Below are 14,977 nucleotides of genomic sequence, written 5' to 3'. Positions count from 1 at the left end.
CGGCAACGCAACGACGGGCGTGGCGCGCCAACGCCGATGTCTGCCAACAGCGACGCGCCGATGCTCGGGTGGCCGGCGCCGGCCGCAATCGATGCTGCCGCGCGCCGCCTGGACGCCGGCGAACTGGTTGCGTTCCCGACCGAGACGGTGTACGGGTTGGGCGCGGATGCCCGCAATCCACAGGCCGTGGCGCGCATTTACGCAGCCAAGGGCCGGCCCGCGACCCATCCCGTCATTGTCCATTTGGCGCCAGGTGACGATCCCGGTGGCTGGGTCCGGACGCTGGGTTCGGAGGCGCGCCGCTTAATCGATGCGTTTTGGCCTGGGCCATTGACGTTGATCCTGAAACGGGCCGACGCAATCCCGGACGCGGTGAGCGGCGGGCAGGACTCGATCGGGCTGCGATGTCCGTCGCATCCGGTGGCGCAGGCGTTGCTGCGTGCGTTCTCCGACTTGCAGCACGGCCACGGCGGTGTGGCCGCGCCGTCCGCGAATAAGTTCGGCCATGTGAGCCCGACGACCGCGCAGCATGTGCGCGATGAGTTTGGCGACAGCGTGCACGTATTGGATGGTGGCGCATGCGATGTCGGCATCGAGTCGACGATCATCGACCTGTCGCGTGGCTTTCCGGCGCTGCTGCGCCCTGGGCGAATCACTCCGCAGCAGATCGCCGACGTGCTCGGCGCGGAGCCGCGGCTGCCCGACGGTAGCGATGCCACGGTGCCGCGCGCCTCCGGCACGCTGAAGGCGCACTATGCACCGCGCACGCCGCTCGCGTTGCTGCCGCTCGAGGCAATCCTGTGCGAGGTCGCCGCCCATGCGCCGCATGAACGACTGGCGGTCATTGCGCGCGCCGACCTGCCACAGGCCAAGGCGTTGTGTGCACGGCCCAACTTACAGTTCGTCGCCGCACCCGAGGATCCGCACGTGTATGCGCGTGAACTCTACCGGATGTTGCGCGAGTTGGACGGCGCGAACGTGCTGCGTATCTTCATCGAGCCATTGCCAGCTACCGCCGAGTGGGCAGCGGTCAACGACCGGCTGCGGCGCGCGGCGGCGGCGTTCGAAGCCGGCGTCTGACGCGATCGGACCAGGGTGGCCCGGTCGGGCGCCCCATCGCTGTCCACGCGTGGCTTGCGCGCGTTACCGGGCAATTACTTGCCGATGCCGTGCGCCGCGATCTGCTGTTGCACGAATTGCGCGAACAACTGGTGCGTGCGGGTCGTTGGGTGGATCTGGTCGGCGAACATATAAGTCTGGTCCGCGTTCTGCTCGGTGTAGCTGTCCGGCGCGCACAGTAGCGACGTGCCATACGAGGCCGGATTGGGTACGCCGGCCTGTTGTGCCGACGTGACCATTTTGGTCAAATTGCATGCGGTACCGGTGGCGCCGACCTTGAACCCATTGGCCTGGTAGTGGGCCGCCAGGTTGGTGATCCACGAGAACACGTCCAGTTGGATGACCTTCTGGTCGATGCCGCCTTGCGTGAGCGCTGCCTTCAGCGCGGTGTTGAAGCCGGCCGACAGTTGCGTGAGCCCGGTGCCGCCATCGGCGCTGGACACACCAAGCGGCGTCATGCCGATGTTGGGCAGATTCGCGACGACCACCTTGGTTGCGCCGGCCTGCAGGATCTGGCCGACTACGTGGGCGAGCGCGATGGCCGCCGTCGTGATGTTCTGTCTCGCCACGGCTTGCGTGATTTGGCCGGCCGCCAACGCTTGCGCGTTGCCCAGTACATCGTTGGCCCCGGCCTCGATGAGCACCAATTGGTTGCTGTTGAAGCTGCCGTGCGTCTGCAGGTAGGCGCTAACCTGCCAGGTGACGGGCTCGGCCGTCATGCCAACGCCGGTGGTCGAGCCACTGGTATTGACCGTGGCCGCGCCTTGCGCGTAATCCAAGCCGCCCGCCGCGCTCAGCGGCACGCCGAAGCCTCCCTTAAACGCCGGCGTGAGCGTATCGCCGTAGTATTGCGCGACATTCTGCGTCCACACCTGCCCGGGATTTGTCGTGAAGCGGCCGCCGCCCAACGCGAGCGGGCCGGTGGTGCTCGTGCTGGTAACCGCATAGGTGCCAGCATCGGATAGGCTGTCGCCGAACGTGACCACTTGCAGCCGGATGTTTCCCGCTGGAATCTGCGTCGATGAGTCGCCGCTGGTGCCACCGCCGCATGCGGCGAGCAGCGCGAATGTGGAACATGCGACTGTTGTGCGCACGAAGCGCTGCCACGTGTTCTGCTGATTCTTCATTGTGTCTCCTCGTACGGGTGGGCCGGGCCATCAGGCCAGATAGGTCGTGAGCGGCCGCACGCCACACGTCGCGCGCTTGCCGAGCTGACATCGCGGTGGACTGAATCGATACGGATAACGAAACGTTGCCCGGGCGCCGGCAGCAGCCAAATGGCGTCGAACCGCATCCGCGTCCTCCGATATGCGTCTCGAGCGGCAGGGTGCCGCTCATGCATTGTCATTGTTGTGCCAGGCGTGGGTGCACCGGCGTTCCGTCTCGCTGAAGCCGTCTGAGCGGGCCACGGCAAGAACGGGTTAAGGGTACACCGACTTTGATCGATGTTTATGTCTATCGGCTAGAGGCTTTACTCAATAAGACACGCCGCACTTCGTGTGCCGTCAGGGTTTTTCCGGATGCTTGAAACGCGGTGTCGGCTGACGAGCGTTATCGGGCGCGGTGGTATACCCATTCGAGCAGGGCATCGTGTGCCTGCCGCGCGGCGGCGGCGCGTGGATCGTTGATCAAGCTCACAACCACGTAGCTTTCGCCGTTCGCCGCGGCGACATAGCCGGCAATCGCGCGCACGCCGCGCAATGTGCCCGTTTTGATCCGTGCATTGCCGCCCACCGGTGCCCCGGTGAGCCGGTGACGCATCGTGCCGTCCACGCCGGCAATGGGCAACGACGCGACGAAAGCCTGCGCGACAGGGCTGGCGTTGGCCGCCACCAGCAGTTTAGCCATCGACGCCGCGCTGACGTGCTCGTTGCGCGACAGGCCGGAGCCATTGTCCAGTTTCAACTCGGGCATGGCCAGCCCGCTCTTGGCCAGAAAGTCGCGGATGACCTGTGCGCTGCGCGCGGGCGTGGACGGCACCGGCGGGGCGAGCGTGACGGGCAGGTGCGACGCAATCGGGCGCGCTCCGACTGCGCCGATCGACAGGAATAGATTGCGCGCCATCGTGTTGTTCGACAACTTGTTGATGTCGTTCACGATCGTCGATAGCACTATCCCGCGATGGGTGGCCACTGGGTGGGCGTTGGGCGGCGTTGCACCTTCGCGCACCGTGCCGGTGAAGGTGCCTCCGGTCTGCTTCCACAGTGCTAGGAAACCACCGGCAAAAAAGCTCGAGTGATCCAGTGCGGCCATGTTGACGGTACGCTCGCCACAGCGCCTCGGATAGCCGCCGCTGAACACTGCCTGCACGATGCCTTGCGGCGTCGGCTTGATGGTCGGGGTCACGCTTTGCAACACGCCGGTGCACGCGCCGCGCGTCTCGCGCAACTGGTTGACGATCTTCAGTTGCGCGAGCGCAGGCTTTACGTCGATGGCTACGTCGCCGCTTGGCGACGGATTCAGCGTAAAGGACAACGACTTGAACGCATACAGCAGCGGATCCGGGCCGACGTTGTACGGTGAGGTGGTGTTCTCGTCGAACGCAGGCAGGTCGCGTGTGGATGCGTCAAACCATCGCTTGTCCAGGACCAGGTTGCCGTTTAGCGCGATGATGCCTTGCTTGCGGATCTTGTTCACCAGGTCGAGCAATTCCTCCGGCACGAGCTTCGGATCGCCTGTGCCCTGGATATACAGGTTGCCGTGCAGTACGCCGGAGGCGTCGATGCTGCCGTCCCGGTACGCGCTCGTGCGCCACCGATAATCCGGGCCGAGGATCGACAGGCCGGCGTAGGTGGTCACCAGTTTCATCGTCGATGCGGGCAGCATAGCCTTGCTCGCATTCCACGCGAGCAACGGCCGCGTGTCGCCCACGCGCTGCACGACGACGCTGACCGACGAGAGCGGCACCCGCGCACGCGCAAGACCGGCCATTACCGGCGCGGGCAGCGGGCCGGACGCTACGTTGGCCGCGCGGCCCGCAGTCTTGCCTTTGTAGCGTTTCGTGCGAGTCTTGGCGCACGAAGCGTTGGCTGCCGCGTTGCGATTTACCTTGCGACTTACCTTGCTCTTGGCCCGCCATTGCTTGGCCTGGGGCTTCGCGTCGGCAAAGGCCGGCGTGGGCACGCTTGGCAGTGCAACCCATGCCGCACACGCGAGCATCACGGCCAGCCACCGGCGGCGCGACCGCTGTGCCGCACCGTCCGTTTGCCGCGGGAGGGTCGTGACGCACGCAGCGCCCTGGCGGACATCGACGTTATGGCGGTGCAATCGGACAGCGAACAGGAATGGGCAGCCGAAGCCGGGGCGGGTGAAGCGACCAAAGAAAGCGAGCGGATGCGGAAGCATAGAGAAGCGCGAGCGATCAAAACGCGCTGACGCCGATATGGTGGCCAGTTGCGCGCAAAGCGCTCATTGTAGTGACAATAGGACAGGCCGGCGGCTCCACGATACAAAAATTCGACATGGGGCGATTCGACACGGGGAGGCGATACGCCGGATCGGTGTGGCGACAAGGATAGAATGTGCGCATGGCTCATTTGTAGATGAACGAACGGTCGGCACTATGCGTGTTTTACTCGTCGAAGACGACTCGATGATCGCCGAAGGTGTGCGCAAGGCGCTGCGCGCGGACGGCTGGGCAGTGGATTGGGTCCAGGACGGCGCCGCGGCGATCCTGGCCGCTGACGGCGAGCCGTACGATCTGATGCTGCTCGACCTCGGATTGCCTCAGCGCGATGGCCTGGACGTGCTCAAGACGGTGCGTGCCAAAAAACATGTGTTCCCAGTGCTGATCGTGACCGCCCGTGATGCGGTGGCCGATCGCGTCAAGGGGCTCGACGCGGGCGCGGACGACTACCTGGTCAAGCCGTTCGATCTGGACGAGCTTGGCGCCCGCATGCGGGCCCTGGTGCGCCGCCAGGCCGGTCGGGCCGAGACAGTGATCCGACACCGCGGCTTGACGTTGGATCCGGCCGCGCGCGAGGTCACGCTCGAGGGTGTGCCCGTTGCATTGTCCGCGCGCGAGTATGGGTTGCTCGAGGCGCTGCTCGCGCGGCCTGGCGCGGTGCTCTCCAAGAGTCAGCTTGAGGAAAAGATCTATGGCTGGGGCGAGGAGATTGGCAGCAATACGGTCGAAGTCTATATCCATTCGCTGCGCAAGAAGCTTGGCGCGGAACTGATCCGCACCGTGCGCGGGCTGGGCTACATGATGCCGAAGGCGTGACGCGGGCCGATGAATTCAATTCGCCGACAACTGCTGATCTCGCTGATTGCGGTGCTGCTGGCGGGCTTCGGCCTGGCAGGCTGGCTCACCTTTCGGCAGGCCCGGGCCGAAGCCAATGAGCTGTTTGACTTTCAATTGCAGCAAACTGCCGCGGCGTTGCCATCGGAGCCGTTCAGTTCCGCGTTCGGCGCGGGCGATCCGGAAAGCGGCGGTGTTGTGATCCAGATCTGGAGCCGCGAGGGCGTGCAACTGTACTATTCGCACCCGCGCGCGCCCCTCGCGCCGCGCGCCAGGCTGGGTTTTTCGACCGAACACACGTCCGGTGGCGACTGGCGGGTCTACAGCGCGGTGGTGGGCGACAATGTCGTGCAACTCGCTCAGCCGATGAGCGTGCGCAGCCGGCTGGCGGCGGAAGTGGCGCTGCGTACGCTGTGGCCTTCGCTGATGCTGTTGCCGCTGCTGGGCGTGGCCGTCTGGCTGGTCATCGGTCGCGGGCTGAAGCCATTGCGCCGCGTGGCGCTTGCGTTGGACACGCGGCAGCCGGACGCGCTCGACCCGTTGCCGGACCAGCGGCTGCCCAACGAGGTGCAGCCACTGGTGCGCGCGCTCAACGGATTGCTCGAGCGGCTGGCACATGCGCTGGATACGCAGCGCGCGTTTGTCGCCGATGCCGCGCATGAGTTACGCACGCCGCTGGCCGCGTTGCAGATCCAGGTGCAATTGCTGGAGCGTGCGCGGGACGACGCGGCGCGGCGCGAGGCGACGGCGGACCTGAAGCACGGGGTCGAGCGCGCGACGCGGCTGGTCGAGCAATTGCTGGCGCTCGCGCGTGCCGAGCCCGGCGCGGACTGCGCCAGCGCAGGGGCACCCGTGTCGTTGCGTGCAGTGGTCGAGGACAGCGTGCGCGCGTATACGACGCTTGCCGCGCAACGCGGCGTGGATCTGGGCATGGATGGGGCCGCGGACGCGACTGTGTTCGGCGACCCCGACGCGTTGCGCATGATGATCGGCAACTTGGTTGACAACGCGGTCAAGTACACGCCAAGGGGCGGGCGCGTCGACGTGTCGACCGATGTCGACGGCGCTGGCCGGCCGCGCGTGCAGATCGTTGACACCGGGCCCGGCATTCCGGCAGCGGAGCGCGCGCGCGTGTTCGATCGGTTCTATCGGATGCCGGCACGCGATGAGTCGCTCGCACAGATCTGCGGCAGCGGGTTGGGCCTGGCCATCGTGCGTGGGGTCGTGCAGCAGCACGGTGCGTCATTGCAGTTGGACGACGGGCCGGGCGGATGCGGATTGCGCGTCAGCGTTACCTTTACGCGGCACCCGGGTGGCACGCGCGAAGCCTCTCGGCCCCGATGTGACGGCCCATGAAAAACGCCGGTGTAACAAAGTTTACTGGCCGCGTGGTTCGCTGGAACCGTATGCCGTTGATCGGGTCGGTACAGTAGGGGAGGTCCGTGTGCGCGGCGCGCCGCGGATCCGCCGTCCTTAAACCAGCCAAGGAAAGGAGTGACACGATGAAAAACCGCCATCAAAGGGGGCTTGCCGTGCTGGCGGCCAGCTTGCTCGGCGTCACCGGCTTTGCCACGCGGGTCCACGCGCAGGACAGCAACGGCGTGCCGCCGGTCAGCACGCAGGGCGAGGTCAGCTATACGTCGGGCGGCATCGGGTTGGACGAGTCGCAGGCGTTGCGCCGCGAGATGCCACATTGGCCGCTCGCGTTGCGATTCACCGGCTCGCGCAACGAATACCTGGCCGACGTGCAGGTGACCATCACGCGGGCGGGCGGCCAGAGCGTGCTCGATACGATCTCGCAGGGTCCGTACATGCTGGTCAAGCTCGCGCCTGGACGCTACACGGTACGCGCGCAGTACGAGGACACGGCACAGACTAAGTCGATTAAGCTGGAACGCCACGCGACGCTTGCGTTCCGCTGGTCGCAGCCGTAAGCGCGGCGCGTTTCGCCGGCGCGACGCACGAGGTGCGGCAGCGTCATTTTGCCGAGAATAGGTGCCACGGCTGCGACTGTGTTGCCGTGGCTTTTTAACGGAGGTTCGGATGTATGCATCGTCAGACGAACACCCGATTACCATCGTCAGTAATCCGCACCGCGTTCGCGTCATCCAGCAAGGTGTCACTTATGCGGATACGCTGCACGCGCTGACGCTTCACGAGACCGGCCTGGCGCCGGTCCAATACCTGCCGCGCGCGGACGTGAACATGGCGCGGCTGACACGATCGGCGCATCGTACCCATTGCCCGCACAAGGGCGACGCAAGCTATTTTCATCTGAGAACCGAGGACGGCATCGTCGAGAACGCGGCGTGGAGCTACGAAGAACCGTTCGATGCGCTTGTCTCCATCGCTGGCTATATTGCGTTTTACCCGGATCGGGTCGATCAGATTGAGCAGACATCGTGACGGCCACCGAACGCGACGCCTGCCGCGCCCAAGTGGCAGCTCGGTGCCGATGAGCCGGTCAGCGCCTCAAGCGGGGGGCGGTGAGTGTCGCCGGGCTGTGCAGCATCGCGAAACCACTGTCTGCGATACGCTCCGCTTCTTGTGCCAGCGCGATCGACGTATGGTCAAGCAACCAATCGCGCAGGATGCCGCCGAAGAACGCATGCAGCAACTGGGCGCCGCGCCGCGGATCCAACTCGGCGGACAATTGGCCCTTGGCCATCGCATTGCGCAGCCCGACCTCCAGCCGCGCGCGGCCATCGCGGGTCGCGTTACGGTGACGCTCCAGCACGGGGCCCATATCCTCGGTGTATTCGCATTTCGTGAACAGGATCTCGAAAACCCGCCGGCTGCGGGGATTTTGTGCGGCATCGCGCAAGCAGAACACGAATACGTCGCGTAGCCTGCCAAGCGGATCCTGTTCGCGCGAGTCGATGGTGGCCTCGACCAGTGTTTCCATTGGCAGCGTGACCCGATCGACCATCGCGGTGAACAGGTCGGCCTTGTTTTTGAAGTGCCAGTAGATCGCGCCGCGCGTCAATCCGGCGGCCACGGCGACATGCGCAAGTGACGTGCGCGCCACACCCCGTTCAAAAAATACTATTTCGGCCGCGTCAAGAATGTGGTTGCGCGTCTCAAGCGCTGCTTCCTTGGTCCTTCTCATGGTCTCGTTGTTGCGCAAGCGCTGTTGCGCAAATTGCAGGGCCGGCACCAGCGGCCCGGATGAATTGCACACAATGTGGGGCGGTGTGCAATGAATGACTTTAGAAGTGTACGGTAATATACATTCAGCAATGAATGTATATACAATAGCACTCGTTGATCGTCAGGCCAACCGGCGTTTTCCTCCCCGATTGCACGACACGCCGGGTACGGTTGCTGACCGGCGCGCGCGGATAAAGTGAAGCTCACCGCGTGCTCCCGCCATATGCAACCTAGGCGGTGCATTTTGGTTCCGGGCGCCGCAGTATTTGCGCACGGCCTGTGATCAGGCGTCGGCAGACGCGCCCCGGCAGTTCTAGGCGCGGGGTCCTTCCAATTCTTAGCCACAGTCAGATACAGAGGTGCGTTCCATGCGCGTCGATTGGGTTCGAGTACGTTTTTTCCCCGCTACCGCGGCGGCCGCGGTAGCCGCAGCTTTCGTGCTTGCCGGGTGCGGCAAGAAGCCAGCCGCTCCACCGGCGCAAGTACCCGAAGTCGGCGTGGTGACGGTGGAGCCCAAGCCGGTGCCGGTGATTACCGATTTGCCCGGGCGCACCAGCGCGTACCTCGTTGCGCAGGTGCGCGCGCGCGTGGACGGCATCGTGCAGCGCCGCGAATTCACCGAGGGTAGCGAGGTCAAGACCGGCCAGCGGCTGTACAAGATCGACCCGGCGCCGTACGAGGCCGCGCTCGCCAGCGCGAAGGCGTCGCTCGCCAAGGCGCAAGCCAATCTCGCATCGACCCGTGCTCAGGCGGAGCGCTTCGAGGTGCTGGTCGCCTCGAACGCGATCAGCAAGCAGGACTACGACAATGCCGTGGCCGCCGAGCGGCAGGCCGAGGCGGATGTCGCGGCCGGCAAGGCGTCAGTGCAGACAGCTGCCATCAATCTGGGCTATACCGACGTGGTATCACCGATTAATGGCCGCATCGGTCTGTCCGTTGTCACGCCGGGCGCATACGTGCAGGCGAACCAGGCCACGCTGATGAGCACCGTGCAGCAACTCGATCCGATGTATGTCGATCTGACTCAATCAAGTGCGGATGGTTTGCGATTGCGGCGCGAGATCCAGCAGGGGCGCTTGCGCACCCAGGGCTCGAACAGCGCGAAAGTGCAGCTGATGCTTGAGGACGGCACGTTTTATCCGATCGAGGGCAAGCTGCAGTTTGCTGACGTGACGGTCGATCAGTCCACCGGCTCGGTCATCCTGCGGGCATTGTTTCCAAACCCGGATCGCGTGCTGCTGCCCGGTATGTTTGTGCGCGCGCGCATCGTCGAGGGGGTGAACGAGCGGGCAATTGTCGTGCCGCAGGTCGGTATCACGCGCGACCAGAAAGGCATGCCGACCGCGCTGGTGGTCGGCCCAGACAACAAGGTCGCGCTGCGCCAGTTGGTTACCAGCCGAACCCATGGCGCGAACTGGATTGTCGAGAGCGGCCTGAACCCGGGTGAACGCGTCATCGTGCAGGGCACCGAGAAAGTGCGCCCGGGGGCAACCGTCAAGCCGGTGCCCGCGCAACTGCCGCCCGAAATGACGGCGAGCCCGTCGCCCGGCGGGGCGCCGGCCGCATCTGGCGTGCAGCCCGCCGCGCCCCGCGGGGCCAGCCAGGCTGCCGCGAGTGCGCCGGCCGATGCAAGCGCCGCGCAATAATCCGAGGAGCATCGCTTCATGGCCAAATTCTTCATTGATCGTCCGATCTTTGCCTGGGTAATCGCGATCATCCTAATGCTGGCGGGCGTCGTGTCGATCTTCCAGTTGCCCGTCGCACAGTATCCAACGATTGCGCCGCCGGCGATTCAGGTTAGCGCGAACTATCCGGGCGCATCCGCGAAAACGGTTGAGAATACCGTCACGCAGGTCATCGAGCAGCAAATGAGCGGGCTGGATCACTTGCTGTATCTGTCATCCACCAGCGACGACTCCGGGAGCGCGACGATCACGCTTACGTTCGCGCCGGGCACGGATCCGGACATTGCACAGGTCCAGGTGCAAAACAAGCTGCAGCTGGCTACGCTACTGCTGCCGCAAGTGGTGCAGCAACTCGGCACAAAGGTGACGAAGTCGAGCAGCAGTTTTTTGCTGGTCATGGCGTTCGTGTCGAAAGACGGCAGCATGTCGAAGTACGACCTCGCAAACTATGTTGCCTCGAAAGTGCAGGATCCGATCAGTCGGATCGATGGTGTTGGCACGGTCACGCTGTTCGGTTCGCAATATGCAATGCGCATCTGGCTCGATCCGACCAAGTTGACGAACTATAGCCTGACGCCGATCGACGTACAGCAGGCGTTGCTGACGCAAAACGTGCAGGTCGCCGGCGGCCAGCTTGGCGGCACGCCTGCGAAGCCCGGACAGATGTTGCAGGCAACCATCACGGAGGCCACGCTGCTGAATACGCCGGAGCAGTTCGGCAACATTTTATTAAAAGTGAACCCCGACGGTTCACGCGTGCGGTTGAAGGATGTCGCGCGCGTGGAGCTTGGGGGTGAAAACTATAATTTCGATACCAAGTACAACGGTCAGCCCACGGCGGGCTTTGGCATTCAGCTGGCCACTGGCGCGAACGCGCTGGCCACGGCCAAGGCGGTGCGCCAGAAGATCGACGAGCTGTCGAAGTACTTCCCGCAGGGGCTGGTCGTTGAGTACCCGTACGACACGACTCCATTCGTCAAGCTGTCGATCGAGGAAGTGGTCAAGACGCTGTTCGAGGGTATCGTGCTGGTGTTCCTGGTCATGTACCTGTTCCTGCAGAACCTGCGCGCGACTGTGATCCCGACGATCGCGGTGCCGGTGGTGCTGCTCGGCACGTTCGCGATCATGAACGCGGCGGGCTTCTCGATCAATGTGCTGTCGATGTTTGGCCTGGTGTTGGCGATCGGGTTGCTGGTGGACGATGCGATCGTGGTGGTGGAAAACGTCGAGCGGGTGATGGCCGAGGAGGGCCTATCGCCACGCGAGGCGACGCGCAAGGCAATGGGGCAGATCACCGGCGCGCTGATTGGCGTGGCGCTCGTACTGTCGGCCGTGTTCGTTCCGGTGGCACTGTCCGGTGGCTCGGTGGGCGCGATCTACCGGCAGTTCTCGCTGACCATCGTCTCCGCGATGGTGCTGTCGGTGCTGGTGGCGTTGATCCTGACGCCGGCGCTGTGCGCGACGATCCTCAAGCCGATTCCGGCCGGCCATCACGAGCAGAAGACCGGCTTTTTCGGCTGGTTCAACCGCACGTTCAACCGCAGCCGCGACAAGTACCACGACGGCGTGCAGCATGTGATCCGACGCTCCGGGCGCTGGCTGATCATCTACTTGGCCGTGATCGTCGCAGTGGGACTGCTGTTCATGCGGCTGCCGACCTCATTTCTGCCCGATGAGGACCAGGGCATGATGTTCGTGCTGGTGCAGGCGCCGTCCGGCTCCACGCAGGAGCGTACTGCCAAGGTGCTGCAGGACGTGCAGCACTACCTGCTGGAGGACGAGAAGGATATCGTCGAGTCGGTGTTCACCGTCAACGGCTTCAGCTTCGCGGGCCGCGGGCAGAACGCTGGGCTGGCCTTCGTTCGCATGAAGGACTACTCGCAGCGCCACGCGTCGGATCAGAGCGCACAGGCGCTGGTGCATCGCATGTTCGGTCACTTCGCGACGTACAAGGACGCGATGGTGATTCCGGTTAATCCGCCATCGATTCCGGAACTCGGTACCGCATCGGGTTTTGACTTCGAGTTGCAGGACCGCGGTGGCCTGGGTCACGACAAGCTGATGGCCGCACGCAACCAGTTGCTCGGCATGGCCGCGAATGACCCGATGCTAGCGTTGGTGCGCCCGAACGGGCTGAACGACACACCGCAGTTCAAGATCAACATTGACCGGGAGAAGGCGCAGGCGCTGGGCGTGTCGCCGTCCGCGATCGACCAGACGTTCTCGATCGCATGGGCATCGCAGTACGTCAACAACTTCCTCGATACCGATGGCCGGATCAAGAAAGTGTATCTGCAGTCGGACGCGCCGTTCCGGATGAATCCGGAGGACTTGGCAAACTGGTACGTGCGCAGCGCGTCGGGCACGATGGTGCCGTTCACGTCAATCTCCACGGGTCACTGGACCTTCGGCTCGCCGAAGTTGGAGCGCTACAACGGCATCTCGGCAGTCGAGATCCAGGGCCAGGCCGCACCGGGCAAGTCCACCGGCCAGGCGATGGCGGCGATGGAGGCGATTGCCGCGAAGCTGCCCGCCGGCATCGGCTTCGAATGGACCGGCTTGTCGTTCCAGGAGCGCCAGTCGGGGTCGCAGGCGCCGATCCTGTACGGGATCTCGATCCTCGTCGTGTTCCTGTGCCTGGCGGCGCTGTATGAAAGCTGGTCGATCCCGTTCGCCGTGATCCTGGTCGTGCCGCTCGGGGTGATCGGCGCCCTGTTGGCGGTGACGTTGCGCGGGCTGGAAAACGATGTGTTCTTTCAGGTGGGCCTGTTGACCACGGTGGGCTTGTCGGCGAAGAACGCGATCTTGATTGTCGAATTCGCCCGCGAGCTGCAGCAGAAGGAGGGCATGAGCGCGATGGCCGCAGCGATGGAAGCGGCGCGTCTGCGGTTGCGTCCGATCCTGATGACCTCGCTAGCGTTCATCCTCGGCGTGTTTCCACTCGCGGTGAGCAGCGGCGCAGGTTCGGGCAGCCAGCACGCGATCGGCACGGGCGTGATCGGCGGGATGCTGACTGCAACGTTCCTGGCGATTTTCATGATCCCCATGTTCTATGTCGTGATCCGCGATCGTTTTGGCTCGGACAACAAGCCGGCGGGTGAGCCGACGCCGTCACGCATCGAAGGTAACGGCTCGAACCAGCAAGGGCATTGATATGAAACCGATGAGCAAGCTTCCGATCTGCGTGGCCGTTGCCGCGCTGGTATCGGCGTGCACATTCCAGCCGAAGTACGAGCGCCCAGCGCCGCCTGTTGCATCGACGTTTGCGCAGAGCGGCGTCTATGCGACGCAGCCGCGTGTGGCGCCCGGCCAGCAGGGCGCCAACGGCGTGGCCGCCGCTGATATCGGCTGGCGCGAGTTCTTCAACGATCCGCGCTTGCAGCGACTGATCGAGTTGTCGTTGAACAACAACCGGGATCTCGCGGTCGCGGTCTTGAAGGTGCAGCAGGCCGCCGCGCAGTATCGCGTCACCCGCGCGGACCTGTTTCCGACACTGGACGCGGTGGGCCGCGAGACCAAGACGCGTACGCCGAGGAATTTGTCGTTTCTTGACCGCACGATCAGCAACCAGTATTCGGTTGGCTTGTCGGCGTCATGGCAGATCGACTTCTGGGGCCGCGTGCGCAGCCTGAAGGATCAGGCGCTCGCGCAGTATCTGGCGACTGCCCAGGCGCGCAAGGCCGCCGAGATCCTGCTGGTGTCGCAGGTTGCCGACCAATACCTGGCGGTGTTGGCCGCGGACGAGCAACTCGCGGTCACGCAGCGCACGCTCGATACTGCGAGCGCGTCGTATCACCTAGCGAAGCTGCAGTTCGACACCGGTATGGGCTCCGAGCTTGACTTGCACCAGTCGCAGGGGATTGTCGAGCAGGCGCGTGCCAACCTGCAGGCGCAGCAGCGCGTACGCGCGCAGGCCGAGAATGCCCTCGTGCTGCTGGTTGGCCAGCCGCTGCCGGAAGACCTGCCGGCCGGCCTGCCGCTGCATGCGCAGAGCCTGCTCGCCGATATTCCGGCCGGCCTGCCGTCAGAGCTGCTCACGCGCCGTCCGGATGTGATGGAGGCCGAGCAGAGGTTGCTAGCGGCCAACGCGAATATCGGTGCTGCGCGTGCCGCGTTTTTTCCGAATATCTCGTTGACCGGCAACTTCGGTACGCTATCGCCGACGTTGGACGGGTTGTTCAAGCCGGGATCGGCTGCCTGGGGCTTCACGCCGAAGATCGACTTGCCGATTTTTGAGGGCGGGTTGAACGTCGCGAATCTGCAATTGGCCGACGTCGGCAAGAAAATTGCGATCGCGCAGTACGAAAAGGCGATCCAAACTGCATTCCGCGAGGTGGCCGATGGCCTGGCCGCGCGCGGCACGTATGATCAGCAGATCCAGTCATTGGACCGCTATGTAGCCTCGCAGCAACGGCGGCTCGAGCTGTCCGAATTGCGGTATCGCAATGGCGTTGACAGCTATCTGAATGTGCTGACTGCACAAACCGATCTCTACAGCGCGCAGCAGTCGCTGATCTCGGCGCGGTTGAACCGGCTGACGAATCTCGTTGACCTGTATCAATACCTCGGCGGTGGCTGGCTGCAGCACACCGGCGATACCCCGCGGCCGGCTGACGCGCCGGCGTCGCTGGGTGCGGCGAGCGCGCCCGTGGCAGCGTCGGCGAGTGCTGGCTAAGTGCGATGCGCGGTCCGGTGCGGCGATTCGCACCGGACCGCCCGGTCGTAACGAGAGGTACCATCACGCTAGACTGTACCGGCTTCGTTGGAGTAATCCGGTCGCATT

The 14,977-nt window shown here is 64.4% G+C and carries 11 protein-coding genes; 8 read left to right on the top strand and 3 right to left on the bottom strand.

What is annotated here, in order from left to right; translation table 11 throughout:
• The first annotated feature begins 36 nt into the window (after window positions 1-36).
• Window positions 37-1,080 carry an L-threonylcarbamoyladenylate synthase gene (locus tag RBRH_RS10170; protein ID WP_013436160.1) on the top strand — a complete coding sequence of 348 codons (1,044 nt, stop codon included), beginning with the start codon at window positions 37-39 and terminating at the stop codon, window positions 1,078-1,080.
• 74 nt (window positions 1,081-1,154) lie between these two features.
• Here the strand turns inward: RBRH_RS10170 and RBRH_RS10165 are convergent, their stop codons facing one another.
• Window positions 1,155-2,246 carry an SGNH/GDSL hydrolase family protein gene (locus RBRH_RS10165; RefSeq protein WP_013436159.1) on the bottom strand — a complete coding sequence of 364 codons (1,092 nt, stop codon included), beginning with the start codon at window positions 2,244-2,246 and terminating at the stop codon, window positions 1,155-1,157.
• A 424-nt stretch (window positions 2,247-2,670) separates the two neighbouring features.
• Entirely contained in the window at window positions 2,671-4,278 is a 1,608-nt protein-coding gene (gene dacB / locus RBRH_RS10160; RefSeq protein WP_157864491.1) for a D-alanyl-D-alanine carboxypeptidase/D-alanyl-D-alanine endopeptidase, read from the bottom strand.
• A gap of 403 nt (window positions 4,279-4,681) precedes the next feature.
• On the opposite strand from dacB, the gene RBRH_RS10155 reads away from it, so the two are divergent.
• The 4 genes from RBRH_RS10155 (at window position 4,682) to RBRH_RS10140 (ending at window position 7,765) form a co-directional block, all read left to right on the top strand.
• On the top strand, window positions 4,682-5,341 hold the full coding sequence (locus RBRH_RS10155; RefSeq protein WP_041753807.1) for a response regulator: 660 nt from the start codon (window positions 4,682-4,684) through the stop codon (window positions 5,339-5,341).
• Window positions 5,342-5,350: 9 nt separating this feature from the next.
• The gene (locus tag RBRH_RS10150) at window positions 5,351-6,715 is read left to right on the top strand and encodes an ATP-binding protein (protein ID WP_013436155.1); all 1,365 of its coding nucleotides are present in this window, start codon (window positions 5,351-5,353) and stop codon (window positions 6,713-6,715) included.
• Between the two features lie 146 nt (window positions 6,716-6,861).
• On the top strand, window positions 6,862-7,293 hold the full coding sequence (locus RBRH_RS10145) for a carboxypeptidase-like regulatory domain-containing protein (RefSeq protein WP_041753806.1): 432 nt from the start codon (window positions 6,862-6,864) through the stop codon (window positions 7,291-7,293).
• A 109-nt stretch (window positions 7,294-7,402) separates the two neighbouring features.
• Window positions 7,403-7,765 carry a DUF427 domain-containing protein gene (locus RBRH_RS10140; RefSeq protein ID WP_041753805.1) on the top strand — a complete coding sequence of 121 codons (363 nt, stop codon included), beginning with the start codon at window positions 7,403-7,405 and terminating at the stop codon, window positions 7,763-7,765.
• A 58-nt stretch (window positions 7,766-7,823) separates the two neighbouring features.
• Here RBRH_RS10140 and RBRH_RS10135 read toward each other — a convergent pair whose 3' ends face one another.
• Window positions 7,824-8,468, bottom strand: a complete 645-nt coding sequence (locus RBRH_RS10135) for a TetR family transcriptional regulator (protein ID WP_041754455.1) — start codon at window positions 8,466-8,468, stop codon at window positions 7,824-7,826.
• Window positions 8,469-8,877: 409 nt separating this feature from the next.
• Here RBRH_RS10135 and RBRH_RS10130 point away from each other — a divergent pair, with 409 nt between their 5' ends.
• From RBRH_RS10130 to RBRH_RS10120, 3 genes are read left to right on the top strand one after another with little or no spacing between them, the layout of a single operon-like run.
• Window positions 8,878-10,155, top strand: a complete 1,278-nt coding sequence (locus tag RBRH_RS10130; RefSeq protein ID WP_041753804.1) for an efflux RND transporter periplasmic adaptor subunit — start codon at window positions 8,878-8,880, stop codon at window positions 10,153-10,155.
• Window positions 10,156-10,173: 18 nt separating this feature from the next.
• The gene (locus RBRH_RS10125) at window positions 10,174-13,347 is read left to right on the top strand and encodes an efflux RND transporter permease subunit (RefSeq protein ID WP_013436150.1); all 3,174 of its coding nucleotides are present in this window, start codon (window positions 10,174-10,176) and stop codon (window positions 13,345-13,347) included.
• 1 nt (window position 13,348) lies between these two features.
• Window positions 13,349-14,869, top strand: a complete 1,521-nt coding sequence (locus RBRH_RS10120) for an efflux transporter outer membrane subunit (RefSeq protein ID WP_370645086.1) — start codon at window positions 13,349-13,351, stop codon at window positions 14,867-14,869.
• Window positions 14,870-14,977 lie beyond the last annotated feature (108 nt).

It is taken from the genome of Mycetohabitans rhizoxinica HKI 454 (genome assembly GCF_000198775.1).
Classification (GTDB): domain Bacteria; phylum Pseudomonadota; class Gammaproteobacteria; order Burkholderiales; family Burkholderiaceae; genus Mycetohabitans; species Mycetohabitans rhizoxinica.
This window is presented reverse-complemented; position numbering and strand designations above follow the sequence as displayed.

What these genes read in the sequence shown, in the direction of transcription:
- RBRH_RS10170 (WP_013436160.1), top strand. Translation starts at nt 37, where the DNA reads ATGTCTGCCAACAGCGACGCGCCGATGCTCGGGTGGCCGGCGCCGGCC.
- RBRH_RS10165 (WP_013436159.1), bottom strand. Translation starts at nt 2,246, where the DNA reads ATGAAGAATCAGCAGAACACGTGGCAGCGCTTCGTGCGCACAACAGTC.
- dacB (WP_157864491.1), bottom strand. Translation starts at nt 4,278, where the DNA reads ATGCTCGCGTGTGCGGCATGGGTTGCACTGCCAAGCGTGCCCACGCCG.
- RBRH_RS10155 (WP_041753807.1), top strand. Translation starts at nt 4,682, where the DNA reads ATGCGTGTTTTACTCGTCGAAGACGACTCGATGATCGCCGAAGGTGTG.
- RBRH_RS10150 (WP_013436155.1), top strand. Translation starts at nt 5,351, where the DNA reads ATGAATTCAATTCGCCGACAACTGCTGATCTCGCTGATTGCGGTGCTG.
- RBRH_RS10145 (WP_041753806.1), top strand. Translation starts at nt 6,862, where the DNA reads ATGAAAAACCGCCATCAAAGGGGGCTTGCCGTGCTGGCGGCCAGCTTG.
- RBRH_RS10140 (WP_041753805.1), top strand. Translation starts at nt 7,403, where the DNA reads ATGTATGCATCGTCAGACGAACACCCGATTACCATCGTCAGTAATCCG.
- RBRH_RS10135 (WP_041754455.1), bottom strand. Translation starts at nt 8,468, where the DNA reads ATGAGAAGGACCAAGGAAGCAGCGCTTGAGACGCGCAACCACATTCTT.
- RBRH_RS10130 (WP_041753804.1), top strand. Translation starts at nt 8,878, where the DNA reads ATGCGCGTCGATTGGGTTCGAGTACGTTTTTTCCCCGCTACCGCGGCG.
- RBRH_RS10125 (WP_013436150.1), top strand. Translation starts at nt 10,174, where the DNA reads ATGGCCAAATTCTTCATTGATCGTCCGATCTTTGCCTGGGTAATCGCG.
- RBRH_RS10120 (WP_370645086.1), top strand. Translation starts at nt 13,349, where the DNA reads ATGAAACCGATGAGCAAGCTTCCGATCTGCGTGGCCGTTGCCGCGCTG.